Source organism: Prevotella sp. RM4, assembly GCF_000701965.1.
Taxonomy (GTDB): domain Bacteria; phylum Bacteroidota; class Bacteroidia; order Bacteroidales; family Bacteroidaceae; genus Prevotella; species Prevotella ruminicola.
Genome location: NZ_JNKG01000007.1, coordinates 574,225 through 599,573 on the forward strand (window position 1 = coordinate 574,225; position 25,349 = coordinate 599,573).

Annotated in this window: 20 protein-coding genes; 16 read left to right on the forward strand and 4 right to left on the reverse strand. The window is 49.1% G+C overall.

The window, feature by feature from the left end; all coding sequences use genetic code 11:
* The first annotated feature begins 1 nt into the window (after nt 1).
* The 9 genes from T499_RS0103660 (at nt 2) to T499_RS0103700 (ending at nt 9,058) form a co-directional block, all read left to right on the forward strand.
* Nucleotides 2–982, forward strand: a complete 981-nt coding sequence (locus tag T499_RS0103660) for an ROK family protein (protein WP_033150172.1) — start codon at nt 2–4, stop codon at nt 980–982.
* A 12-nt stretch (nt 983–994) separates the two neighbouring features.
* Complete coding sequence (locus tag T499_RS0103665; RefSeq protein WP_013064085.1) at nt 995–1,993, forward strand: ROK family protein; 999 nt, start codon at nt 995–997, stop codon at nt 1,991–1,993.
* Nucleotides 1,994–2,010: 17 nt separating this feature from the next.
* Entirely contained in the window at nt 2,011–2,991 is a 981-nt protein-coding gene (locus T499_RS0103670; RefSeq protein ID WP_033149772.1) for an ROK family protein, read from the forward strand.
* A gap of 40 nt (nt 2,992–3,031) precedes the next feature.
* Entirely contained in the window at nt 3,032–3,445 is a 414-nt protein-coding gene (locus tag T499_RS0103675; protein WP_013064861.1) for a PaaI family thioesterase, read from the forward strand.
* Nucleotides 3,445–4,485 carry an isochorismate synthase gene (locus T499_RS0103680; protein ID WP_033149773.1) on the forward strand — a complete coding sequence of 347 codons (1,041 nt, stop codon included), beginning with the start codon at nt 3,445–3,447 and terminating at the stop codon, nt 4,483–4,485. The genes T499_RS0103675 and T499_RS0103680 overlap by 1 nt, the downstream gene beginning before the upstream one ends.
* The gene (gene menD / locus T499_RS0103685; RefSeq protein ID WP_033149774.1) at nt 4,472–6,163 is read left to right on the forward strand and encodes a 2-succinyl-5-enolpyruvyl-6-hydroxy-3-cyclohexene-1-carboxylic-acid synthase; all 1,692 of its coding nucleotides are present in this window, start codon (nt 4,472–4,474) and stop codon (nt 6,161–6,163) included. Before T499_RS0103680 ends, menD begins: the two co-directional genes overlap by 14 nt.
* The gene (gene menB, locus T499_RS0103690) at nt 6,132–6,983 is read left to right on the forward strand and encodes a 1,4-dihydroxy-2-naphthoyl-CoA synthase (RefSeq protein ID WP_028908209.1); all 852 of its coding nucleotides are present in this window, start codon (nt 6,132–6,134) and stop codon (nt 6,981–6,983) included. The genes menD and menB overlap by 32 nt, the downstream gene beginning before the upstream one ends.
* A gap of 72 nt (nt 6,984–7,055) precedes the next feature.
* Nucleotides 7,056–8,075 (forward strand): o-succinylbenzoate synthase, encoded by a 1,020-nt coding sequence (gene menC / locus T499_RS0103695; RefSeq protein WP_369793364.1) that lies wholly within the window; start codon nt 7,056–7,058, stop codon nt 8,073–8,075.
* Nucleotides 8,063–9,058 carry an AMP-binding protein gene (locus T499_RS0103700; protein ID WP_033149775.1) on the forward strand — a complete coding sequence of 332 codons (996 nt, stop codon included), beginning with the start codon at nt 8,063–8,065 and terminating at the stop codon, nt 9,056–9,058. Before menC ends, T499_RS0103700 begins: the two co-directional genes overlap by 13 nt.
* 92 nt (nt 9,059–9,150) lie before the next feature.
* Here the strand turns inward: T499_RS0103700 and aroB are convergent, their stop codons facing one another.
* On the reverse strand, nt 9,151–10,200 hold the full coding sequence (aroB, locus tag T499_RS0103705; protein WP_033149776.1) for a 3-dehydroquinate synthase: 1,050 nt from the start codon (nt 10,198–10,200) through the stop codon (nt 9,151–9,153).
* A gap of 156 nt (nt 10,201–10,356) precedes the next feature.
* Between aroB and T499_RS0103710 the strand changes: the two genes are divergently transcribed.
* The 5 genes from T499_RS0103710 to T499_RS0103730 all read left to right on the forward strand — a co-directional run bounded on the left by T499_RS0103710 (nt 10,357) and on the right by T499_RS0103730 (nt 21,030).
* The gene (locus T499_RS0103710) at nt 10,357–13,317 is read left to right on the forward strand and encodes a TonB-dependent receptor (RefSeq protein ID WP_033149777.1); all 2,961 of its coding nucleotides are present in this window, start codon (nt 10,357–10,359) and stop codon (nt 13,315–13,317) included.
* Nucleotides 13,318–13,420: 103 nt separating this feature from the next.
* Nucleotides 13,421–14,182 (forward strand): nucleotidyltransferase family protein, encoded by a 762-nt coding sequence (locus T499_RS0103715; RefSeq protein ID WP_033149778.1) that lies wholly within the window; start codon nt 13,421–13,423, stop codon nt 14,180–14,182.
* A gap of 42 nt (nt 14,183–14,224) precedes the next feature.
* On the forward strand, nt 14,225–15,829 hold the full coding sequence (gene guaA, locus T499_RS0103720) for a glutamine-hydrolyzing GMP synthase (protein WP_013065020.1): 1,605 nt from the start codon (nt 14,225–14,227) through the stop codon (nt 15,827–15,829).
* 208 nt (nt 15,830–16,037) lie between these two features.
* Complete coding sequence (locus tag T499_RS0103725; protein WP_033149779.1) at nt 16,038–19,256, forward strand: SusC/RagA family TonB-linked outer membrane protein; 3,219 nt, start codon at nt 16,038–16,040, stop codon at nt 19,254–19,256.
* Nucleotides 19,257–19,269: 13 nt separating this feature from the next.
* The gene (locus tag T499_RS0103730) at nt 19,270–21,030 is read left to right on the forward strand and encodes a RagB/SusD family nutrient uptake outer membrane protein (protein ID WP_198021234.1); all 1,761 of its coding nucleotides are present in this window, start codon (nt 19,270–19,272) and stop codon (nt 21,028–21,030) included.
* Between the two features lie 38 nt (nt 21,031–21,068).
* On the opposite strand, the gene mscL is transcribed toward T499_RS0103730, so the two are convergent.
* Nucleotides 21,069–21,467, reverse strand: coding sequence for a large-conductance mechanosensitive channel protein MscL (mscL, locus tag T499_RS0103735; RefSeq protein WP_033149780.1), 399 nt, complete (start codon nt 21,465–21,467; stop codon nt 21,069–21,071).
* A gap of 259 nt (nt 21,468–21,726) precedes the next feature.
* Between mscL and gap the strand changes: the two genes are divergently transcribed.
* Nucleotides 21,727–22,752: a type I glyceraldehyde-3-phosphate dehydrogenase gene (gene gap / locus T499_RS0103740; RefSeq protein ID WP_013063865.1), complete on the forward strand. Its 1,026-nt coding sequence runs from the start codon at nt 21,727–21,729 to the stop codon at nt 22,750–22,752.
* 112 nt (nt 22,753–22,864) lie between these two features.
* Nucleotides 22,865–23,917, forward strand: a complete 1,053-nt coding sequence (locus tag T499_RS14035) for an alpha/beta hydrolase (protein WP_049769120.1) — start codon at nt 22,865–22,867, stop codon at nt 23,915–23,917.
* Nucleotides 23,918–23,991: 74 nt separating this feature from the next.
* On the opposite strand, the gene T499_RS0103750 is transcribed toward T499_RS14035, so the two are convergent.
* Both T499_RS0103750 and T499_RS0103755 read right to left on the reverse strand, forming a co-directional pair.
* Nucleotides 23,992–24,549, reverse strand: coding sequence for an outer membrane beta-barrel protein (locus tag T499_RS0103750; protein ID WP_033149781.1), 558 nt, complete (start codon nt 24,547–24,549; stop codon nt 23,992–23,994).
* 172 nt (nt 24,550–24,721) lie between these two features.
* A complete protein-coding gene (locus tag T499_RS0103755; RefSeq protein WP_052173353.1) occupies nt 24,722–25,015 on the reverse strand; it encodes an HU family DNA-binding protein in 294 nt (97 codons plus the stop codon).
* Nucleotides 25,016–25,349: the final 334 nt, after the last annotated feature.

Genomic DNA, 25,349 nt, shown 5'->3' on the forward strand with positions numbered 1-25,349 from the left:
GATGGAACAAGAAACAATCAAGAAAAGGGTCATCGGGATTGACATCAGTCTTGAAGCCACCTCTTACGCAATTGTTGACGTGAAGGGTGAGGTGGTTGTGATGGACAGCTTCCCGACATTAGACTATCCAGATATAAACCTATTTGTATCAGTGCTGAGTGAGCGCGTGATGGAAATGGTGGAACGCAACGGTGGCTACGAGAGCATTCGTTCGGTAGGCATCAGTGCGCCCAGCGCCAACTTTATGACTGGTAGCATTGAAAATGCACCTAACCTGCCTTGGAAAGGTGTTATTCCCTTAGCTACTTTGCTTAGAGAACGTACTGGCTACGCTGTGGCTGTGGCTAATAATGCAGATGTAAGAGCTCTGGGTGAGCATACCTACGGACTGGCCAGAGGCATGCGCGACTTTGTGGTACTTACCATGGGCAGTGGCATTGGTAGCTGTATGTTCTCGAATGGTCTGATACATAAAGGCAACGAAGGTTTTGCTGGTGAGATTGGTCATACCTGTGTAGTAAATGGTGGCAGACAGTGCAGCTGTGGTAACAAAGGTTGCTTAGAGGCTTACGTGGCCAAAAAAGGCATTGTAGCTACTGCCAAAGAACTGTTGGACGAAACAACCACACCATCGCTGATGCGTGGCGTTGAGAATCTGAAAGCCTTGCAGATAGCTGAGTTTTGCAATCAGGGTGACGAACTGTCTATCGAAGTGTACCGCAGAACAGGTGAGATGTTGGGATATGGATTGGCCAACTATGCATCGCTGGTAGATCCTGAGGCCTTTATCTTTACCGGCGGGCTTACAAAGGCTGGTAAATGGTTGTTTGAACCTGCCAGAGAGACCTTTGATAAAATGGTGTTCCATAATACCTATGGTAAAACCCAGTTCCTGATTTCTGAGGAGTACAAGTCCTCGAATGACATGTTAGGCGCCAGTGCCTTGGCATGGGAAGTAAGAGAATATTCGTTGTTTAAATAACAGAGAATAGTTATGGAGAAGAAAGACGAGAGCATCGACCAGATTAAAACACGTGTAGTAGGAATCGATATCCGTGTGGATCGTACCACTTTTGCTGTGGTAGATATCAGAGGTGAGATTGTGGCACAGGATTATTTCCTGACTTCCGACTATACTGATATTAATGAATACGTAGCGGCCCTTTGCGAGCGCGTGGTTGCGCTGGTTGAGGAGAACGGTGGTTACGAAACCATCCGCTCGGTAGGTGTGAGTGCGCCTAGTGCCAGTGCGGTAACAGGTTGCATTGAGAATGCGGCCAATCTGCCTTGGAAGGGTGTGATACCTCTGGGAGCAATGCTGAGAGACCAGTTAGGACTGGCTGTGGCAGTGGCTAACGATGCTCATATTACAGCGCTCAGCGAGAAATCGTACGGAAGTGCGCATGGCATGAAGGACTTTGTTGTGATCTCAATCAGTCATGGCGGACTGGGTAGCTGTTTCTTCTCAAACGGTCAGCCCCATCTGGGCTTTAATGGCTTTGCTGGCGAACTGGGTCATACTTGTGTAGAGTTGAACGGCAGGCAGTGTGGTTGTGGTAACAAAGGCTGTTTGGAGGCTTATTGCTCGGAGAAGGGCTTGATTAAGACTGCCGAAGAGCTGATTGCTGCCAGTAAGGAACCCACATTGCTGAGTGAGCAGCAGGAGCTGAGCATCAAGACGATTGCTGACTGTTGTTATAAAGGTGATAAAGTGGCCATCGAGGTATTCCGTAAAACTGGCGAGATATTGGGATTGGGTATGGCCAACTATGCATCAGTGTTGAACCCTGAGGCTATTATCCTGACAGGCGATATGACGCAGGCAGGTAAGTGGCTGTTGAAACCCATGCGTGCCTCGTTCGAGGAGCACGTTTTCCATAACATCAAGAATAAGACCCGTATCCTGGTGTCGATTCTCAAGGAAGGTGAGCGTGATGTGCTTGGCGCCAGCGCTCTGGCATGGGATGTGAAGGAATATTCGTTGTTTAAATAATAACTAGACCTATATCTATGGAGGAGTATAAGATTAAAACGAAAGTTGTAGGTGTCGACATCAGTAATGAACTGACCACCTATGCCATTGTGGATATCCGCGGTAATATTATTGCCGAGGAATCGTTCCTTACATGCGGCTATTCGGATGTGAACAACTTTGTGACTGCCTTGAGCGATAAGATTGTGAATCTGGTTGAGGCTAATGGCGGTTACGAAACCATTCGTTCCATTGGTGTTAGTTCGCCCAGTGCCAGCTCGGTTTCGGGCTGTATCGAGAACGCAGCCAACCTGCCTTGGAAAGGTATCGTACCTCTGAGTGCTATGCTGCGCGACCGCATTGGATTGGCTGTAGGTTTGTCGAACGATGCCCACGTATCGGCTCTTGGCGAGTATACCTTTGGTTGTGCCCATGGTATGAAGAATTTCATTATTCTCAGTCTGGGTGTGGGTATAGGCAGCTGTTTCTTCACGGCAGGCGACGACCATATCGGACATAATGGCTATGCCGGTGAGTTTGGTCACACCTGTGTCGTGAAAAACGGTCGTGCTTGTGGTTGTGGTCATACTGGCTGCTTGGAGTCGTACGTTGGTGCCGCAGGTATTGTGAATACTGCCAAGGAACTGATGGCCGAGAGCGATGCACCTACACTGATGCGCAATCTTGAGAAGCTATCACCACGTACCATCAAGGAGTGCTGCGACCAGGGCGACGAGATGGCTATCGAGGTGTACCGTCGTACAGGTGAGATGTTAGGTCTGGGATTAGCCAACTACGCATCGCTTGTGGATCCTGAGGCTATCATCCTTACAGGTGGTATCTCGCATGCTGGCAAGTGGTTGTTAGACCCAACGTGCAAGTCGTTCGAGGAGCATGTGTTTGGCAATTTGCGAGGCAAGGTTAAGATGCTTGTTTCGAAACTTGAAGATAGAGAACGCGATGTGCTTGGTGCCAGTGCCCTGGCCTGGAGTGTACCAGAGTACTCGCTGTTTAAATAAAATGTAAAAATTCAAAAATTTAAGAATTAAAAAATTCAGAGTGAACGTAGAGAAGATAGTAGAGATTATTAACGCAAAGCCGAATTTAAGTACAGCCCTCGGGATGGAATTTATTTCTACTCCCGAGGTTGATACTTGTTTGGCGAAAATGAAAGTTGATGAGCGAAATCGCCAGCCATTCGGCTTTTTGAGTGGTGGCGCTTCGTTGGCTCTGGCCGAGAATGTGGCCGGGGTGGCATCGTCGGCTCTCTGTCCTGGATGCGCCTGTGTGGGCATCGAGGTTACTGGGAGTCATGTGAAAGCTGTGGTTGAAGGCGACACGGTAACTGCCTTCGCAAAGATGTTGCACAAGGGAAAGACGCTGCATGTGTGGAATGTGGATATCAAGGACACGGCAGGCGATCTGATATCAAATGTGCGAGTTACTAACTATGTTATTAAGCAGAAGAAATAATGTCAGCATACGCTATTTACAGATTACCCCATGAAGACCACGCCACACTGATTACCCAATCGGTGGGTGAGCCCATGGAATTGCATTCGCTGACAGAGTTGAATGGTAAACAGGGTTTTGTAGTGGCCCCCTTCGAGGTGAAGGCCGACCAGCCCGTGGTTTTGATACAAGGAAAAACAGAGACGATTGCTTTGAGCAACGAGCAACTAACTGCTGATGATGGAAAAAACAGGTTGCCAAGCGATATGTCGAATTATTATAAGGTTGACTTTGCGAACTATCACTCGCAGTTAGAGGAAGATAAGTTCCGCAAGATAGTGTTGGCACGCTGTGCCGATGAGCAGATGCCCAATGGTGTAAAACCTATCGACCTGTTCTATCGTGCCTGCCAGCTTTACCCCCGTCTGTTCATCGCACTGGTGGATACTGAGAAGAGTGGGTGCTGGTTAACTGCTACCCCAGAGATCCTGCTGGATGGGCATGGTGCCGATTGGCGAACCATCGCTTTGGCAGGAACCATGAAACTGGAGGGCGACCAGCTGGATGGCGAAGGCGAAACACTTACCTGGAGCACCAAGAATATTCAGGAGCAGCGCATTGTGGCCACCTATATCACCGAGTGCCTGGAGCTGTTTACGGGTGATTTCCGTGAGGAGGGTCCTCGCACTGTACGAGCCGCTAACCTGGTACACCTGCGTAGCGACTTTACCTTTAAGTTGGCCGACAACAACAAAATAGGCGATTTGTTACAGGCCTTGCATCCTACACCTGCCGTGTGTGGACTGCCTAAGCGCGAGGCCTTTAAGTTTATAGTAAAGAACGAGCATACCCCACGTCGATATTACAGTGGGTTTATGGGACCTGTTGCACAGAAGGATACCCATCTCTATGTGTCGCTAAGATGTATGAACATCGATGGCGATGTGTGTCATCTCTACGCTGGCGGCGGACTGTTGAAAGACAGCGTCGAAGAGCAGGAGTGGTTGGAAACTGAAGCGAAAATGGAAACAATGAAAAAGCTATTATATGTACAGCAGTAAGCAGAACGTAAACATACTGACAAGTTTGTTGGTAGCGCATGGAGTTAGATACGCAGTAGTTTGTCCTGGTAGTCGTAACTCGGCTATTGTTCATAACCTGAACGAGTGCCCTGATATCGAGTGCTATCCTGTAACTGATGAACGTAGTGCAGGATTCTATGCCTTAGGTATCGCACAGGTGGTTCATCGCCCCGTAGCCGTATGTGTAACCAGTGGTACGGCTTTGCTGAATGTGGCCCCAGCTGTGGCCGAGGCTTATTATCAGCACATGCCATTGGTGGTGATTTCAGCCGATCGTCCTGCACAGTGGATCGATCAGTTGGATGGTCAGACGCTACCTCAGCCCGATGCCTTGGGGCGCTTTGTGAAAAAGGCTGTGAACCTGCCCGAGGTGTATAACGATGAGTTGCATTGGTACTGTAACCGCCTGGTTAACGAGGCCATGAACGAGACCCGTCACCATGGTTGTGGTCCTGTACATATCAATGTGCCCATCTCAGAGCCCCTGTTCGAGTATAATGTCGAAGAACTTCCTCAGGAGCGTGTTATTCAGTTACTCACACCACGTAGCAATGCGGCTTTGATATCGTTGGAGTGCGCAGGCCAGTTTGCCGAGGCCAAGAAACCTATGGTGGTTATTGGTCAGATGTCTACCGAAGACTTGATTCCTCAGGAGCTGTTCATGCTCTCACAGTGTGCTGTGGTGGTACACGAGGCACTGAGTGTAGGTAAGGGTGGTACCAATTTCGATGAGGTGATACATGTGTTGGGCGACAACCCCGCTTACCAGCCCGACTTTGTGCTTTACTTAGGCGATACACTGGTTAGCAAGCGCTTTAAAAAGTGGTTGCGTGGCCTGAAGGATTGTCATATCTGGGCTGTTACCGAGGATGGTAGCATTCACGATACCTCTATGCAGCTGTATGGCGTGATCGAGGGTAGTCCTTCCGATGTGATCGAGGATCTGGTGAACGCCATCAAGTTCAAGGCCATCAGTTCTACAGCCACCTTTAAGGCCCGTTGGGATCAGGCCACCCGTTTGGCAGCCTACCGCGCCATGAAGTTCGAGCCAGAGTATTCGCAGATGGCAGCTATCAAGTATCTCGAGGATAAACTGGGCAAGGCCATCTATCGCTATATCCATTATGGTAATAGTAGTCCTATCCGTTTTGCCAACCTCTTTGCCAAGCACTATGTGTTCTGTAACCGTGGTGTGAATGGTATCGAGGGCTCACTATCTACAGCTGCAGGCTGTTCGATTGTTACTGGCGACGAGAAGGTGCTGTGCGTGCTGGGCGATCTGAGTTTCTTCTACGATCAGAATGCCCTGTGGAATCAGAACCTGAATGGCAACCTGCATATCATTGTGCTGAATAATGGCAAGGGTGGTATCTTTAACATGCTGAAGGGTCTGGAACAGAGTCCTGTTCGTGATAGCTTCATTTCTGGTGCGCATCACACCACAGCCCAGGGCATCTGTAAGCAGAACAACATCCGCTATATGAAGGCCACCAATATGGAGGAGATGCAGCAGTGTATCGACACTTTATTAAATAAGAAATCTACTCGTCCTGTATTGCTCGAGATATTTACCGATGCTGATGAGGACGAGCGTGTAGCAAAAACATATTATCAAATTTTGAAAAATGAGAAACTGGCAAACGATAAGAGAGTTTAAGGAGATTTTGTTTGAGGAGTATAACGGTATCGCCAAGATTACCATTAATCGTCCGCGCTATCGCAATGCCTTTACCCCAAAGACCACTTGGGAGTTGAGTCAGGCTTTTGCTATGTGTCGCGAGATGCAGGATATCAGTGTGGTATTGTTGACTGGTGCTATGAGCGAAGTACCCGAGGGTAAGACCCTGGCCGATGTAAAGCATGCTTTCTGCTCTGGTGGCGATATGCACGTAAAGGGTCGTGGTGGCTATGTAGATGAAGAGGGTGTGCCCCGTTTGAGCGTGCTTGATGTGCAGATGCAGATTCGTCGCTTGCCCAAGCCTGTTATTGCAATGGTGAATGGTTATGCCATTGGTGGTGGACACGTGCTGCACCTGGTGTGCGACCTGACGATTGCCTCAGAGAATGCTATCTTTGGTCAGACTGGTCCTAAGGTAGGTTCATTCGATGCTGGTTTTGGTTCGTCGTACCTGGCTCGTATCGTGGGTCAGAAGAAGGCGCGTGAGATATGGTTCTTGTGTCGTCAGTACACTGCCAAGGAGGCCGAGGAGATGGGCATGGTAAACAAGGTTGTGCCTATCGAGCGCCTGGAGGACGAGTGCGTAGAGTGGGCTGAGATTATGATGGAACGTTCGCCATTGGCCCTGCGTATGATCAAGGCTGGCTTGAATGCCGAGTTGGATGGTCAGGCTGGTATCCAGGAGTTAGCTGGCGATTGCACCATGCTGTATTACTTCCTGGATGAGGCCCAGGAGGGTGGCAAGGCTTTCCTTGAAAAACGTAAGCCTGATTTCAAGAAATATCCAAAGATGCCTTGATTTATTAGGCACGGATTCTTGGACGAGCCAAGCGGCAAAGCCGAGCGAACACGGCCTTTATTAATGAAGATAATTATGCGATTTGAAATAGAAAAAAAAATATTGCATTTTAAACAACCCGCGGGGACTTCTCGCGGGGTTTATTTAACCCGCACGATGTGGCTGATTCATCTGAGTGATGGTGATAAGCAGGGTGTGGGCGAGTGTGCACCGTTGCCCGATCTGAGTAGCGATGCGATGCCCGACGAGCAGTATGAAGCTAAACTGAAGGAGTTTTGCGAGGCATTCTGTGCCAAGGGCGAGATGGATTATGATGCTCTGCGCGATTATCCCTCGATGCTGTTTGGATTGGAAACAGCCTGGCTGAATCTGCAAAAGGGCGAAAAACTCTTCGATACTGCTTTTTCGCGTGGCGAGGTGGGCATCCCCATCAACGGACTGGTGTGGATGGGCAATTACGAGGAGATGCTGCAGCGCATGGAGGAGAAACTGAAGTTGGGTTTCCGCTGTGTGAAACTGAAGATTGGTGCCATCGACTTTGAAAAGGAGTTTGATTTGGTAAAGCGTATCCGCGAGCGCTTCTCGCATCACGAGGTGGAGTTGCGCTTGGATGCCAATGGTGGTTTTACCTACGATGAGGCGCTGTATAAACTTGAACTCTTGTCGCAGTACAATATCCATTCTATCGAGCAGCCCATCAAGCAAGGTCAGTGGGCTTATATGGCCGAACTCTGCAGGGAGTCGCCCCTGCCTATCGCCCTTGATGAGGAGCTGATAGGTGTGAATGATGCTGATATGAAGCGTCATATGCTCGAGATTATCAAGCCCCGCTATATCATCCTCAAGCCTTCGTTGCATGGTGGTATGATGGGTAGTAGGGAGTGGATTGATATCGCTCGCAGTCTGCATATCGGCTCGTGGATTACCTCGGCCCTTGAGAGTAATATCGGTTTGAATGCCATCGCCCAGTTTGCTTCGAGTGTGTATGGCGACGATATCAGCATGCCACAGGGCTTAGGCACTGGTCAGCTGTTTACTGATAACATCGAAATGCCCCTCACCATTCAAGGCGATCAACTATGGCGTTTATAGACGAGTGGAATAATGATTCGGCGTATGTTGAGGTGAAAACCAGTGGTAGTACTGGTGAGCCCAAACGTATGCTGGTAGAGAAGCGCAGGATGCTTAATTCTGCACGCATAACCTGCGACTTTTTGGGATTGAAGCCTGGCGATACGGCGCTGCTGTGTATGAGTACCGATTATATTGCTGGTAAGATGATGGTGGTACGCTCTATTGAGCGTGGCCTTAAATTAATTGAGGTGGAGCCCTGCGGGCATCCACTTGACATTAAACATTTAACATTAAACATTAAACATTCTCAATTTTCAATTTTCAATTTTCAATTTGATTTCGCCGCCATGGTGCCCATGCAGGTGTATAACTCATTGCAGGTGCCTGAGGAGAAGGAGCAACTGATGGCTATCCGACATCTGATTATTGGTGGTGGTGCTATCGACGAGGCGATGGAGGCCGAGCTGCGTACCTTCCCCCATGCTGTTTGGAGCACATATGGTATGACGGAGACACTCTCGCATATCGCCCTGCGTCGCATCAGTGGCCCTGAGGCCTCTGAGTGGTACATGCCTTTCCCCACCGTTAAGTTGAGTACTACCGACGAGGGTTGTCTGGTGATTGATGCTCCTGAGGTTTGCGCCCAGACATTGACTACCAACGATATTGTAGAGTTGAAGTCCGATGGAAGATTCCGTATTCGTGGTCGTAAGGACAATGTGATTTGTTCGGGTGGTATCAAGATTCAGATCGAGGAGGTTGAGCAAATTCTAAAAAAGTACATGCGCGTACCTTATATTATAAGTAAACGTAAGGACGAGAAGTTTGGTGAGATAGTGGTGCTGTTGACCGAGGGTGATACCGCCGAGGCGCAAACCATCTGTCAACAGGTGCTGCCCAAGTACCATCAACCTAAAGTTTACTTGCACGTAAACCAAATACCGCTTACCGAAACAGGCAAACCAGCCCGAAAAAGGGCCGAAGAACTGGCTAAAAAGTGAATAGGACTACTCTCGCGAGCAGTCCTACTCTGATTAGTTAGTAATATGATTAGGTCTATTAAGTTGAATTGGTTTGTGTTAAGACACCAGCATCAGCTTTCTCTATAGAAGTCGAATGCCTCATAGATTTCTTCCTTCGTAGCCGTCTGGTCGATAAGGATATCTCCTACACCTCCCAGCAGTGTGAAGTTTATGATGCCAGCTATATTTTTCTTGTCGTGCGTCATCAGCTCCAACAGGGTGGGGTAATCATCGCACGTAATGTTCATCTTTCCGTAGTGATCCAATATGAATCTTACCGTCTGGCGCATCTTATCAGTGGGGAATCCCGTCTTGATGGCGCTCAGGTACAGCTCTACTATCAGGCCCCATGCCACAGCATAGCCGTGCAGTACGGGATTGTGCTTCAGAGCGAACGATTCGAACGCGTGTCCAGCGGTATGACCTAAGTTCAATGCCTTGCGGATACCCTTCTCGGTGGGGTCTTCGGTTACGATGCGCTGCTTTACAGCTACCGATTCGGCCACCATACGCTTTAACTGTTCCAGATCGGGGTGCTCGATATCAAACGAGAGTAACTCGCCCAGCATCTTCGCATCATTAATCAGTCCGTGTTTCAGCATCTCGGCATAACCCGACAGCATGTTCTCAGTATCCAGGGTTTTCAGAAATTCAGTATCCAGTATCACGCTCTTGGCATTGTTAAACACGCCAATCTCGTTTTTCAGGCCTAGGAAGTTGATGCCTGTCTTGCCACCTACCGATGCATCTACCATCGAGAGCAGGGTAGTGGGGATGTTAATGTAGTTAATGCCGCGCTTAAAGGTCGAAGCGGCAAAACCACCTAAGTCGGTTACCATGCCACCGCCTATATTTATTAATAAGGTGTGACGTGTTGCACCGCCCTCGCTCAAGTTGTGCCATACATGACTCAGCGAAGCCAGGTTCTTATGCGTATCAGTGGCTTCGATCGTGATGCGCTTAGTGCCTGCCATGCATTCGAACTGCTCGATAACTGGCAGACAGCACTCAACTGTGGTCTCGTCGGCCAGGACGAAAACCTTATCGTGTTCACACTCGGCTATTGCTTCAGCGAGTGTACGATCTAGCTGGTCTGATATGACAACTTTCTGTGGGCTCATTGTTTGGTGCCGTAGTTGACTTTTTAATTTTTATTGAGTGCAAAGATAACATTATTTTTTTAAAACGTAACAAATTAAACAAAAAAATAGCCTATAGGTTAAACTTTTTTTTTGAAAAGGCGTCAAACTTTCAAAAAAACGTAGAAAAAAGTAGCAATGAGAAGATTATTACTATTCATGATGGCCGTAATGTTTACGGTATTGTCGGTACACGCACAGCGCGTGGTTACAGGTAAAGTGATTGAGCAGGATACGCAGGATGCAGTTATTCAGGCCACCGCTTCTATTCTCTCAGGCGAGAAGGTTGTGGCCAATGGTGTTACCAACACCGATGGCGCATTCCGTGTTACAGCCCCCAGCGATGGTACTTACACCTTGAAGATTACCTACGTGGGCTTTAAGACTTACACCAAGAAGTTTACTTTAAAGGATGGTAAGGGTTACAATGCCGGCACCATCTCGCTCAGTCCCGATGCTATCATGCTGAAGGGTGCCACTGTTACAGCACGCGCCTCGAAGGTGACACTGAAGGCCGACACCTTTGTATATAATGCTGCTGCCTTCCGTACCCCCGAGGGTTCGGTAGTTGAGGAGCTGGTTAAGCGTCTGCCTGGTGCCGAGGTGAGCGACGATGGTACTATTAAGATTAATGGTAAGGAGGTGAAGAAGATTCTGGTAGATGGTAAGGAGTTTATGACTGGCGATACCAAGACTGCTATGAAGAATCTGCCTACCAATATCATCGACCGCATTAAGGCTTACGATAAGCAGAGCGACCTGGCCCGTGTATCAGGTATCGAAGATGGCGAAGAGGAGACTGTGCTCGACTTTGGTATCAAGCAGGGTATGAACAAGGGCTTTATGATGAATGCCGACCTTGCCGCAGGTACTAAGAACCGTTATGCAGGCCGTATCTTCGGTGGTATCATGAATAGCGATATGAAGGTGTTCCTGATGACCAATGCCAACAACACCAACGATATGGGATTCCCCGGTGGTGGCGGTGGTGGCCGTTTTGGCGGTGGTCGCCAGGGTCTTACAGCTAATAAGATGACTGGTATCAACCTGAACTACGAGAATACAGGTAAGCTGGTTCTGGATGGTAGTGTACGTTGGAACCACAGCGATGGCGATGCCCTCTCAAAGGTTACCAGCATGACTATGTATGGTGCTACCAACTCGCAGTATGGTAACAGTCTTACACAGAACTATACCCGTTCTAACAACTGGAATGCCCAGATGCGTTTGGAGTGGACCCCCGACTCGATGACCAACATCATGTTCCGCCCCAACTTCCGTTATAACTCTCAGGATGGCGATAACGAGGGTGCCGAGGCTACCTTTACTGCCAATCCTTTCGACAATAAGCGTATCACTAGTCCGCTCGACCAGTTGGATGAGCTGAAGGATTTCCTGAAGAACAACCGTACGCAGAACAGCGTATCGTATAGCGATTCAAAGAATGTAAGTGGTATGTTGCAGTTCAACCGTCGTCTCAGCAATACAGGTCGTAACATTACTGTACAGCTGAATGCAGGTTGGAGCGACGGCACCAGCAAATCGGCTTCAAACAGCCTGATTAACTATTACACCTTAGGAATTGTCGATTCAACCACCATTACCAATCGTTATTCTATCACCCCAACCAAGAACTGGAACTATAGCGCACGCATTACTTATAGCGAGCCTATTCTGCCTCGCACTTACTTGCAGTTCAGCTATCAGTACCAGTACCGTTTCCAGAAGAGCGATCGTGGTACCTATGATTTCAGTAAGATTGATCCCGTTGCTGCATGGAATGGTGGTTATCGCTCATGGGATGAGTATCTGGGCCAGTTTGGTCGTATCACTTCGCTCGATCCTTATCGCGATGATAGCCAGAGCCGCTACTCTGAGTATCAGAACTACATCCACACCGCTGAGTTGATGCTGCGTATCGTTCGCAACTCATATACCTTTAATATTGGTGTGCAGATGGTGCCTCAGAAGTCGCACTTTATTCAGGACTACAAGGGTATCCATGCCGATACCACCCGCACTGTTACCAACTTTGCACCTACCATGGACTTCCGTTGGAAGAAGTCGCAGACTGGTCAGTTGCGCTTCACCTATCGTGCCAACACCTCGCAGCCCTCTATGAGCGATCTGCTGGATATCGTAGATAACAGCGACCCCTTGAACATTACACGAGGTAACCCAGGCTTGAAGCCTTCGTTCCGTCAGAACTTCCAGCTGTTCTACAACGATTACTTCCAGAAGCACCAGCGTGCTGTGATGACATTCGTAAACTTCTCTACCACCGCTAACTCTATCGCCAACAAGGTTACCCTGTTGGATGGTGGTGCACGTATGACTCGTCCTGAGAATATCAATGGTAACTGGAATGCCAACGTTGGCTTTATGTTCAACACAGCCATCGACTCGGCTGGTTACTTTAACGTGAATACATTTACTAACTTTGGATACAACCACAACGTTGGTTTTGTTAATGATGGTGTGAGCGATGCCAAGGCTGTTACCAAGTCGCAGACCATCATGGAGCGCCTGGCCTTCAGCTATCGTAACGATTGGTTGGAGATCGAGCTTAACGGATCGCTCAACTACAACCGCAACCGTAGCGAGTTGCAAACCAGCAATAACCTTGATACCTGGCAGTTTACCTACGGAGGTATGGTGGGCGTAACAGCGCCTTGGGGCACATCGCTTACCACCAACCTGAACATGCAGAGCCGTCGTGGTTACTATGATGCCTCGATGAACACCAACGAGCTTATCTGGAATGCCCAGCTCTCGCAGAGCTTCCTCAAGGGTAAACCCCTTACCATCTCGCTGCAGCTGTACGACATCCTGCACCAGCAGAGCACATTGTCGAGCACAGTCACAGCTATGATGCGTAACGATACCCAGTACAATGCCGTTACCAGCTATGGCATGGTTCACGTCATCTATCGTTTGAACCTGTTTGGTGGTAAGGCTGGTCGTCAGGGTGGCTTTGGTGGCCCTGGTGGTCCTGGTCGTGGTGGCTTTGGTGGTCCTGGCGGTGGTCGCCCAGGTGGTGGTGGCTTCGGCGGCGGTCGTCGTGGTGGCGGCGGCTTCGGAGGTCCACGTATGTTCTAACTAACTTATTAACAGAATTGCTCCAAAATTTTTTGGGGCAATTTCTTTTTTATCTCCCAAAAAAGTGCTACCTTTGCACCCCAAATAAAGCATAGTGCGCCGAATGAAGCAAGCGATGATATTTGCCGCAGGGCTTGGCACTCGTCTCAAGCCACTAACCGACACCATGCCTAAGGCACTGGTGAGGGTAGGGGGGCAGCCGCTCATTTGGCATGTAATACAAAAACTTAAATCCTCTGGTTATGAGCGCATTGTGGTAAATGTTCACCACTTTGCCGATCAGATTGTAACCTATCTCGAGGAAAATCATAACTTTGGTTTGGATATCCGTATCAGCGACGAAACCAGTGCGCTGCTCGAAACAGGTGGTGGCATCAAGAAGGCGCTGCCTTTGTTTGATGCTAATGAGTCCATCCTGATTCATAATGTGGATATCCTGAGTAATCTCGACCTCGAGGCTTTACCCATGGATGCGCCCCTGCTGGTAGTTAGCGAGCGCCAGACCAAGCGTTATCTGATGTTCGATGACGAGATGCGCCTGCATGGCTGGACCAACATCGAAACCGGCGCCCTCAAAGGCCCCATCTCTAATGGTCAATGGTCAATGGTCCGCTCCAGCTCTGCTGGCTTGCAAGGCAAGAATGGTCAATTGCGAAAGCTCGCTTTCTCCGGCATTCACGTGTTCCACCCATCACTCGTGCCATTGTTGGATGAGTGGCCCGATCGCTTCCCCATTATGGACTTTTATCTCAAGGCCTGTGGCACCCATCTGATTCGTGGTTACGAGGCCAAGGATCTGAGGTTGATGGACGTAGGCAAACTCGACACCCTCGATCAAGCCGAAGCCTTCATTGACGGCTTATAATGGTCAATGTTCAATGCTCAATGTTCAATTATTAATATAAGTATGACACAGAAGATTATTATTCTCGATTTCGGTTCGCAAACCACGCAGCTTATCGGCCGCCGTGTGCGCGAGCTGGACACCTTCTGCGAGATTATGCCCTACAACAAATTCCCGAAGGACGATCCCTCGGTGATTGGTGTAATTCTGAGTGGTTCGCCCTACTCGGTACACGATCCTGAGGCTTTCAAGGTCGACCTGTTGCAGTTTGTAGGTCGTGTGCCAGTGCTGGGTATCTGCTATGGTGCTCAGTTCATCAGTCACACCCTGGGTGGTAAGGTCGAAAAGGCCGACTCTCGCGAGTATGGACGTGCCAACCTTGAGACTGTCGACACCACGAATCCCCTGTTCAAAGGTTTCGAGCAGCACTCACAGGTATGGATGAGCCATGGCGACACCATCACCTCAATCCCCGAGGGTTTCGAGGTTATTGGTTCTACTAAGGACGTTAAGAACGCTGCATTCTGGCGCGATGGCGTATGGGCTGTACAGTTCCACCCCGAGGTGTTCCACACCCTGCAGGGCACACAGCTCCTGAAGAACTTTGTAGTTGATATCTGTGGCAGTAAGCAGGAGTGGAGTGCCGCTTCGTTCGTCGATTCTACCGTAGCCGAGCTCAAGGCTCAGCTGGGCGACGATCGTGTGATTCTCGGCCTCTCAGGTGGTGTCGATTCATCTGTTGCTGCTGTACTGCTCAACAAGGCTATCGGCAATCGCCTTACCTGTATCTTTGTAGATCATGGTATGCTGCGTAAGAACGAGTTCAACCAGGTAATGGACGACTACAAGGTGCTGGGCCTGAACGTGATTGGTGTTGATGCCAGCGCTAAGTTCTTTGCCGATCTGGCTGGTGTTACCGATCCTGAGCAGAAGCGTAAGATCATTGGTCGCGACTTCGTTGAGGTGTTCAATGCCGAGGCTAAGAAGATTACCGATGCCAAGTGGCTGGCTCAGGGTACTATCTACCCCGACCGTATCGAGAGCTTGAATATTACAGGTAAGGTGATTAAGAGCCACCACAACGTAGGCGGTCTGCCTAAGGAGATGCACTTGCAGCTTTGCGAGCCCCTGCAGTGGTTGTTCAAGGACGAGGTTCGTCGTGTAGGTCGCCAGTTGGGCATGCCCGAACACTTGATTACCCGTCACCCCTTCCCTGGTCCTGGCTTGGCTGTTCGTATCCTGGGCGATATCACTCCTGAGAAGGTACGTATCCTGCAGGATGCCGACGATATCTATATCCGCGGCCTGCGCGATTACAAGGTTAAGCTGAGTGGCGAAGAGGCCCGCAAGGTGCTGGCTGCCGGTATCCCTGCCGATATGAAGGATGGCGAGATCGAGGTTTCGCTCTACGATCAGATCTGGCAGGCAGGTGCCATCCTGCTTTCTACTGTTCGCAGTGTAGGTGTGATGGGCGATGAGCGTACCTACGAGCATCCCGTAGCCCTGCGTGCTGTAACCAGTACCGATGCAATGACAGCCGACTGGGCACATCTGCCTTACGACTTCATGGCTAAGGTAAGTAACGAGATTATTAATAAGGTACGTGGCGTAAACCGCGTTTGCTACGATATCTCGTCGAAACCACCCGCAACCATCGAGTGGGAGTAAACATCATCACATTAAAAGCTCTGCCGCAAGGCAGGGCTTTTTTGTTAAAATCCTTAAATTACTTGCAACTATCAGATATATATCGTATATTTGCGACGTTAAAAATCAAACATGCTGAATTAATCAATCCTAGCCATAAACATAGGGTTGATATAACATGGAACTAAAAACCAAATACCGGTTATATTACTAATTAATTATTATCATTATGTACAACTATTCAAAGATCCTTTCTGCTGTTTGTGCAGGAATGTTGGTTATGGGTTCAACCATGCCCGTGGCTCAGGCGCGAGCTAGTCAGGTTGTTACTCAGGCTAAGCCTACTGTGCAGGTAAAGGGTGTGGTTCTCGACACCAGTGGCGAACCTGTTATAGGCGCCAGTGTCATTGAGTTAGGCACACAGAGTAATGGAACGCTTACAGGAGCCGATGGTTCCTTCAGCATTACCGTTGCCAGGGGTGCAAGTATCCGTATCTCTTTTGTGGGTTACAAGAATGTAACTGTTAAGCCTACCGCCGGCAAGAGTGTGAATGTTACTTTGGAAGAGGATTCCGAGGTGCTCAACGATGTGGTGGTAGTGGGTTATGGTACCCAGCGCAAAAAGCTGGTTACAGGTTCAACCGTACACGTAACCTCTGATAATATCGCAGCCATCAATGCCGTTGATGCCTTTGGTGCCCTGCAGAGTCAGGCTGCCGGTATGAACATCGTGATGAACTCTGGTCAGCCAGGCGAGAGCTACAAGGTGGTTATCCGTGGTATGGGTACAGCTGGTAGCAACACCCCGCTGTATGTTATCGATGGCGTGCCTGGTGGATCTATCACCGACCTGTCGCCTAACGATATCGAGAGTATCGACGTGCTCAAGGATGCTGCTTCGAGTGCCATCTATGGTGCCCGTGCCTCAAACGGTGTTATCCTGGTAACCACCAAGAAGGGTAAGAGTGGCAAGGTGCAGGTAACCTTCGATGGTTATATGGGATGGCAGAATCCTAATACCAATGGTGTTACCCCGCTGAATGCCAAGCAGTATATGGAGATTAACGATAAGGCCTACCAGATACAGGGTGTGAGCACCTACGACTGGGCCACGCTTATCCCCAAGCAGTATGCACAGATTATGAATGGCACTTGGAATGGTACCAACTGGCTGGAGGAGACTACCATCCACGATGCGCCCATGCACAATGCCTCAATCAATATCATTGGTGGTAGCGATGTGTCGCGCTTCTCGTTAGGTTTCAGTAAGTATCACCAGACGGGTACTATCGGCTATCCTGCCGATCCTAAGTACGATCGCTATACCGTTCGCCTTAACTCCGATTACTCGCTCATCCGCAAGAAGGGGCGCGACGTGCTCAAGTTTGGCGAGAACATCACCTTCTCGGCTACTAATAAGAAAGGTGTAAGCATTGGTGGTATTTATGGTAACAGCATCCGTAACCTGCTGGCCATGAGTCCGCTGCTGCCAGCTTACAACGAGGATGGCAGCTTCTACGAGTACAAGGATATCGTGGCCGATGGCTGGGATTTCAGTGCCGAGATGGCCAACCCGTTGGCTCAGATGAAGTACGACGAGGGCTATGGCTATACCAAGGGCTGGCGCCTGCAGAGCAACTTCTTCCTCGAGTTCTCGCCCATCAAGGACCTTACTTATCGTGCCAGTGCCGGTTGGCTGTATCGCCATCGCGAGGGCCGCAGCTACAAGCCCGTTTACGAGCTCAGCACCAAGAAGTCGAATCCTAACGACGACGTGAGCCAGAACCAGTCGTACAGCATCCGCTGGTCGTTAGAGAATACTATCAACTACGTTAAGTCGTTCGGCCTGCATAATATCGACGCCCTGCTGGGTCAGAGTATCGAGAAGTGGGGTTATGGCAGCAGCGTCAGCGTCACCAACAGTAACTCGCTGTTCCCAGGCTCGTTCGATCATGCCTATATCACCAACGCCAATGTGGTTGACCCTGCCTACACCTCGATAGGTGGTAGTCCCGAGGATCAGGGTGCCCTGTCGTCGTTCTTCGGTCGTATCAACTATAACTACGACGAAACCTATCTGCTCTCGCTCGTGCTGCGTGCCGATGGTTCATCCAACTTTGCCCGTGGCAAGCGCTGGGGTTATTTCCCATCAATCAGCGCTGGTTGGGTTATCACCAATGAATCGTTTATGGAGAAGACCAAGTCGTGGCTCGACTTCCTGAAGATTCGTGCCAGCTGGGGTCAGAATGGTAACTGTAACATCTCTAACTTCCAGTATGTAGGTACCATCGCGTTCGACGATCCTTACTATTTCGAGAGCAAGGATAATCCTGGCATCGGTGCTTATCCTAACATCCTGCCTAACAAGGATGTAAAGTGGGAAACCTCTGAGCAGTTAGACCTTGGTTTCGATGCCCGATTCCTGAACAACCGTCTGGGCGTGGCCTTCGACTGGTATAACAAAACCACCAAGGACTGGCTGGTACGTGCGCCCATGCTGCTGTCGTACGGTACAGGTGCGCCTTACGTCAACGGTGGTGATATCCAGAACAAGGGTTACGAGGTGCAGCTTACCTGGAACGATAAGGTGGGTAAGGACTTTGTATATGGCGTAACCTTCAACTTCTCGCATAATAAGAACGAGGTTACCCGATTGGCTAACTCCGAGGGTATCATCCATGGTGGTTCTAATGCCATCGCCCAGAACACCGCCGAGCTGTATCGCTTGCAGGTAGGTTATCCTATCGGCTACTTCTGGGGCTATGCCATGGAGGGTATCATCCAGAACGAGGCCGACCTGCAGGATTACATCAACCGTAACTGTAGTGGCGATAAGAAGAATTCGCTGCAGGGCGAATCGCTGCAGGCTGGCGACGTGAAGTTCGTGGATGTGAACGGCAATGGTAAGATTGATACCGGCGATGCCGATAAGACCATGATTGGTGATCCTAACCCCGACTTTACCGTAGGTCTTAACATCAACCTGGCTTATAAGGGCTTCGACCTGGCTCTGAATGGCTACGGCTCGTTCGGACAGCAGGTGGCCAAGAGCTATCGTCAGTTCTCCGATCACCCCGATGACAACTACTGTACCGATGTTTACACCAAGTACTGGACAGGCGAGGGTAGCACCAACAAGTATCCACGCTTCTCTGATGGTAAGAACGTGAACATGAGCGAAATCTCGAAGGTTTGGGTAGAGGATGCCGACTTCTTCAAGATCTCTCGCATTGCCTTTGGCTACGACTTTAAGAAGCTCTACAACAAGCTGCCCGTGCAGAAGTGCCGTCTCTACGTGGCCCTCAGCAATTACTTCTGCTTTACCGGCTACTCGGGTATGGATCCTGAGGTAGGTTTCGGCAATGGCACCAGCTGGGCTTCGGGTATCGACTGTGGTTACTATCCATCGGCTCGCTCATGGCAGGTAGGACTGAATATAAACTTCTAAACACATGGTAATTATGAAACACTATAGATCTTTGATGCTTAAATTATGTAATTTTGGCATTGCAGTAGCAGCCATCGTGCTGGCTTGCGCCTGCGACGATTTCCTGGATACCGAGAACCTTACGATGAAGGATACCTCGAACTTCCCTGTTAACGAGACCGATGCCGTGCAGATGGTAAATGGTATCTACTCTGTTATGAACCGCAACCTGGCCGACCCCGAGGAAGACCCCTTCTTTATATTCGATATCGCTGGCGACGACCGCTTGGGTGGTGGTAGTCAGAGTAACATTGGCGCTCAGGGTGTCGATCGCCTCATGAATGCCTATGTGGATTGGATGAAACCCCTTTGGAAGCAGCGCTATGCAGGTATCAACCGTGCCAACAACGCGCTCGAAACCATCGACAACGTTACCGAGTGGAGCTCGCCCGATAAGAAAAAGCAGTTGCTTTGCGAAATCTATTTCCTGCGCGCGTTCTATTATTTCAACCTCGCCCAGGTGTTTAATGGCGTGCCCCTGGTGCTCAGCACCGAGCCGCAGAATCTGCCACGCGCCACAGCCGACGATGTGTATGCCCAGATCGGTAGCGACCTGAAGGCTGCTATCGAGAATGGTCCTTCAACCAAGTATCCCGCCTTTGGCGAGGGTCGTGCCTCAAAATGGGCAGCCGAGGGTTTGATGGCCCGTGTATGGCTGTTCTATACAGGCTTCTATAACAAGAGCGAGCTGCCTTTGGCCGAGGGTGGTAGCATCTCAAAGGCTCAGGTAGCCTCGTGGCTCGAGGATTGTATCCAGAACTCTGGCTTTGGCCTGGTTAGCGATCAGCGCAACCTGTGGCCTTACACCAACCCCTATACCGCCAAGGATTATCCTTATGCCCTCGACAACGGTTTGAATTGGGTGACCGACGAGAATATGGAGAACATGTTTGCCGTTAAGATGAGTAACAAGGCCGGTTGGAGTGCCGACTCGCAGTTGCGCCACAACCGTATTGTTGAGTTCTACGGCCTGCGCAAGACCACTGTTGATGCCTTCCCATTCTCAGTTCAGGGTTATTCTAACGGTCCTGTGTGCGAAAAACTGTGGACCGATTGGGCTGCCGATCCCGACTATCAGGGCGACTATCGCCGTGTAGGTTCTATCTGCGATCGTGCCGTCGAGATTCCTAAGTACAAGGGCGATCCCGCCAAGGAGGTAGAGAACACCAACCTGCTGGCTAAGAAGTACATAGGTTGCGAGGCCTATAGCGAGGATCACAGCAGCCGCTACCTTAGCTATGCTTACTACTATGGCTCTGAGAACAACCGCCAGTCGGGTCTTACCCAGTCGCTGGTATGGCTGCGCTTTGCCGATGTGCTGCTCATGCACTCCGAGCTTACCGATGGTAAGGCTGTGCTCAATGGCAAGAGCGGACTGAATGCCGTTCGCCAGCGTGCCGGCTTGAACGATATCACCTATAGTCTGGCCGCCCTGAAAAAGGAGCGCCGCTACGAGTTGTGTTTCGAGGCTCTGCGCTGGAACGACCTGCGCCGTTGGGGCGATGTGGCCGAGAAGGTTAAGAATCAGGTAGGCAACAAGATTACCAACCAGGGTATTCCTGGCGAGTATGCCTTTACCAACGATTTTATGCAGCGTTATAACGAAACGGGTGGTGGATTCTTCAAGATTCCTGAGGATCAGGTAACCCTGTCGGAGGGTGTGCTCGAGCAGAACCCCGGTTGGGGCGATGGCACCAACTGGGCCAAGGGCGACCTGCCGTATAAGTTCAAGTAAAATAAAAACCCCGCCAATCGGCGGGGCTTTTTTATTGTTTATTTATTTTTCAGCAGATCTCTGATCTCAGCCAGCAGCTCTTCCTGGGTGGGACCCTTTGGAGCCTCGGGCTCTGGAGCAGGCTCTTCCTTCTTGCGGTTCAGTTTGTTAATACCCTTCAGCATCAGGAAAATACAGAATGCCACGATCACAAAATCTACCACGTTCTGTATAAACGTACCATACTTCAGCACAGCTGCACCCTCGCCGTCGCCAATCTGGAAAGCCAGGCTGGTAAAATCTACATTGCCAGTAACCATACCTACAACAGGCATCAGTACATCGTCAACCAGCGAGCTAACAATCTTACCAAAGGCACCGCCAATGATAACACCCACTGCCATGTCCATCACATTGCCCTTAACGGCAAACTCCTTGAATTCTTTAATAAATCCCATAAGCTTTAAATGTTTAATGTTTAATGTTTAATATATTAATGTGTGAATTGTAATCTGTATTTTGCAATCATTGGTTTTTTGCCGCCGATTTTTATACTTTTTACTTTCCAGTTTTCACTTTTCACTTTATTTTTAAGTGATTTATGCTGCAAATATAGGAATAATTTTGTAACTTTGCATCCGAAAATAAAAAAAAGTTCGTTTTTCGAGCTAAAAAAGTTAGTAATAATAGGTATAACCCATTTAAATAATTAAGAAAATGACAAAAGTAGCAATTAACGGTTTTGGCCGTATTGGTCGTCTCGCATTCCGTCAGATGTTCGAGGCTGAAGGTTATGAAGTAGTAGCAATCAACGACTTGACAAGTCCTAAGATGCTCGCTCACCTGCTGAAGTACGATACCGCTCAGGGTGGTTTCTGTGGCAAGATTGGTGAGAACAAGCACACTGTAGAGGCTGGTGAGGATTACATCGTTGTTGATGGTCAGAAGATCACTATCTATGCTATTCCTAACGCTGCTGAGCTCCCTTGGGGTAAGCTGGATGTAGACGTTGTTCTGGAGTGCACAGGTTTCTACACATCTAAGGAGAAGGCTTCTGCTCACCTCACTGCTGGTGCTAAGAAGGTTGTTATCTCTGCTCCTGCTGGTAACGATCTGCCTACTATCGTTTACAATGTAAACCACAAGACTCTGACTCCTGCTGACACTGTTATCAGCGCTGCTTCTTGTACAACAAACTGTCTGGCTCCTATGACAAAGGCTCTGAACGACCTCGCTCCAATCCAGAGCGGTATCATGACAACTGTTCACGCTTACACAGGTGACCAGATGATTCTCGACGGTCCTCAGCGCAAGGGTGATGTTCAGCGCGCTCGTGCTGGTGCTCAGAACATCGTTCCTAACTCAACTGGTGCTGCTAAGGCTATCGGTCTCGTAATTCCTGAGCTCAACGGTAAGCTCATCGGTGCTGCTCAGCGCGTTCCAACTCCAACTGGTTCTACAACTATCCTGCACGCTGTTGTTAAGGGTGATGTAACTGTTGAGAGCATCAACGCTGCCATGAAGGCTGCTGCTAACGAGAGCTTCGGTTACACTGAGGAGAAGCTCGTTTCAAGCGACATCATCGGTATGAAGTTCGGTTCACTCTTCGACGCTAACCAGACAATGGTAAGCAAGATGGAGGACGGCAACTCACTCGTACAGGTTGTTTCTTGGTACGACAATGAGAACTCTTACACTTCTCAGATGGTTCGTACTATCAAGTACCTCGCTGAGCTCAAATAAGATCAAATCTTAGTTTGACATATTTTAAGCCACTCGATTTTGTCGGGTGGCTTTTTTTGTGTACCTTTGCCATCGTAAAATAACGTATTATTACAGTAAACCTAACGTAAAAATGAAAAAGTTACTATTATCAGCTATGCTGTTCGCAGCAAGTACCGGGCTGGTTAATGCCCAGACAGTTCAGAAACAGATTGTAGAAGAGGGTGGTACAGGCCCCTTTAAGTCCGAGGTGGTAGGCGATGCCTCTTGCCCAGGCTTCACCGTTTATCGTCCCCAGAACCTGCAGCAGGTGGTGGCCCAGAAAGGCGCCCTGCCCGTTATCGTTTATGCCAATGGCGCCTGCTTTAATAATAATGTAGAGATGCGCCTGCTGCTCAGCGAGGTAGCCTCGTATGGCTACGTGGCTGCAGCTATCGGTCCTTACGACGAGGCCGACGTGATGGCTCAGTGGCGTGGTGTGCTCAAATCAGCCTATCCTGCCACCAAGGCCGAGGTTGTGATGGCCAATGGCGAGAAGATTCAGCCCCTTACACCTGAGGAGATCAAGGCCCAGCAGGAAGAGCAGGCCAAGATGATGGCCCAGGCCACCAAGAAGGCTAAGAAAACCGCTAAGCAGCCCGCTGCTCCTCAGTTCAGTACCTATCCTAAGATGCTGCTCGAGGTGCTCGATTGGCTCACCGAGCAGAATGCCGCCGCTGGTTCCGAGTATTACCACTGTCTCGATCTGCAGCGTGTTGCTGCCATGGGTCAGTCGTGTGGTGGTGCCCAGGTGCTTGCCATCGCCTACGATCCCCGTATCCGCACCTGCGTGATGCTTAACACCGGTATTGGCGATATGGAGATGATGGGCGCCACTAAGGAGTGCCTTAAGAATCTGCACACCCCTATGTTCTATATGATTGGTGGTCCAGCCGATATCGCTTATGCCAACGCCCAGAAGGATTACGAGCGTATTGCCGACGATATTCCTGTAGTGATGCTCAACTCAAAGGATGGCCACAGTGGTACCTATTACGAGGCTCACGGTGGCAACTATGCCAAGGCCGTTGTAAAATGGCTCGACTGGCAGCTCAAAGGCCAGGTAGGCCAGTCGGCCCTCTTCCTCGACGATGAGTATCTCAAACTCAAATTCCCCGAGTGGCAAGGCGTCCGCAAGAACTTCTAAATGCACAAACAATGATGGCTGCACCGGAATGATGCAGCCATCTTTTTAGATTTATATAAACTAAGGTTTTACTATTAGAAGTTGTAGTAAACACCGAAGCTGAGGTTAGAACCATCGAGGTCGAAACCAAAGGTGTTAGCAGCCTTGGCGCCATCTACATCCTCCTTCTCGCTCTGCCAGCCCAGGAAACCAGCGTGAGCTACAAAGCTTAGCTTATCGTTGAGGTTAACTGCAATACCTGGCTTGATGCCCAGACCAAAGGTGTTTACCTTGTTACCTACAGCGGGATCCTCGTGGATATAATCTAAACCACCATCCAGGAAGAGATTTACCTTATCGAACTTAGCAAAGGTGTAACGGGCGTAAGGATTAATCTGGAATGCCTTGTCCTTGGCTGATACAGTGAGATTGCCAGCTTTTACCTTCTGCTCGTTCTCGGCATATCCGAAAGCTACACCAATAGCCCAGCTATCGTTGATGTTGTAACCAATCTCAGGCATGAGCTTGAGCTTAGTGTTGGTGTCGCCATCCTGAGATGTAGAAGCCAGACCAAGACCACCACCTACGTAAACCTGTGCATTCATTGTTGCAGCTACACACACTGCTGCGAGTGTCATAAAAATCTTTTTCATTTTCTTTTCTTTTTAATAATTAAACATATACATTTGGTCTCCCAAAGGACCGCCTGTTTTGATTCTAAATGCACTGCAAAGGTAAGGCGAAAACTTTAAACCAAGCAAAAGTTTCGTAGAAAATACCGAATTAGGCTGATATTGTTGACTAGAATCACAAAAAACGGCCTATTTAAAAAATATAGTAAAAATCCTTTGTGAATAGGGAAAACCCTACGGAAATCACAAACTCGGCCTTCTTCAGGAACTCGCGACTCGAGATCTTCACTCGCTTGCTCTCCAGCAGCATCTCCACCAGGCAGCTACGGAACTTCTCCAGCACACCAAATACTACATCCTGCGTATAAACGCTACCGTGCTCACTGATGTGCTTTGCCAGCTTTCGGGTGTTCAGGGTTTCAATACTCTTGCTGTGAGCGAACCACTTGCCAAATACCTGCGACTTGTTGTTCTTTTTCTGTCGCAACTCATAAAAATCTTCGCCATACTCTAATACTTTTTTAATTTTAATGGTTAATACTAATGTTAATTACTCTCGTGTGTCTCAATCCACGTGTGCACTTTGTTTCTTTTTGACGTTGCATTATTTCCTAATTGCACTGCAAAGGTACAAATAAAATCGATGCGCACCAAAACTTTTTAAAGTTATTCCTTGAGTTTTTCTGAAATGTTAAAATGTAAAGAAATAATACGATAGATAAGGAGCCTTATATATACTATCTTAATAATACCACTTTACTATCTAAGAGAAAGTTCGGCAGGATTTACAGAAAACTCGTAAACTATCCACCAGATTCTGC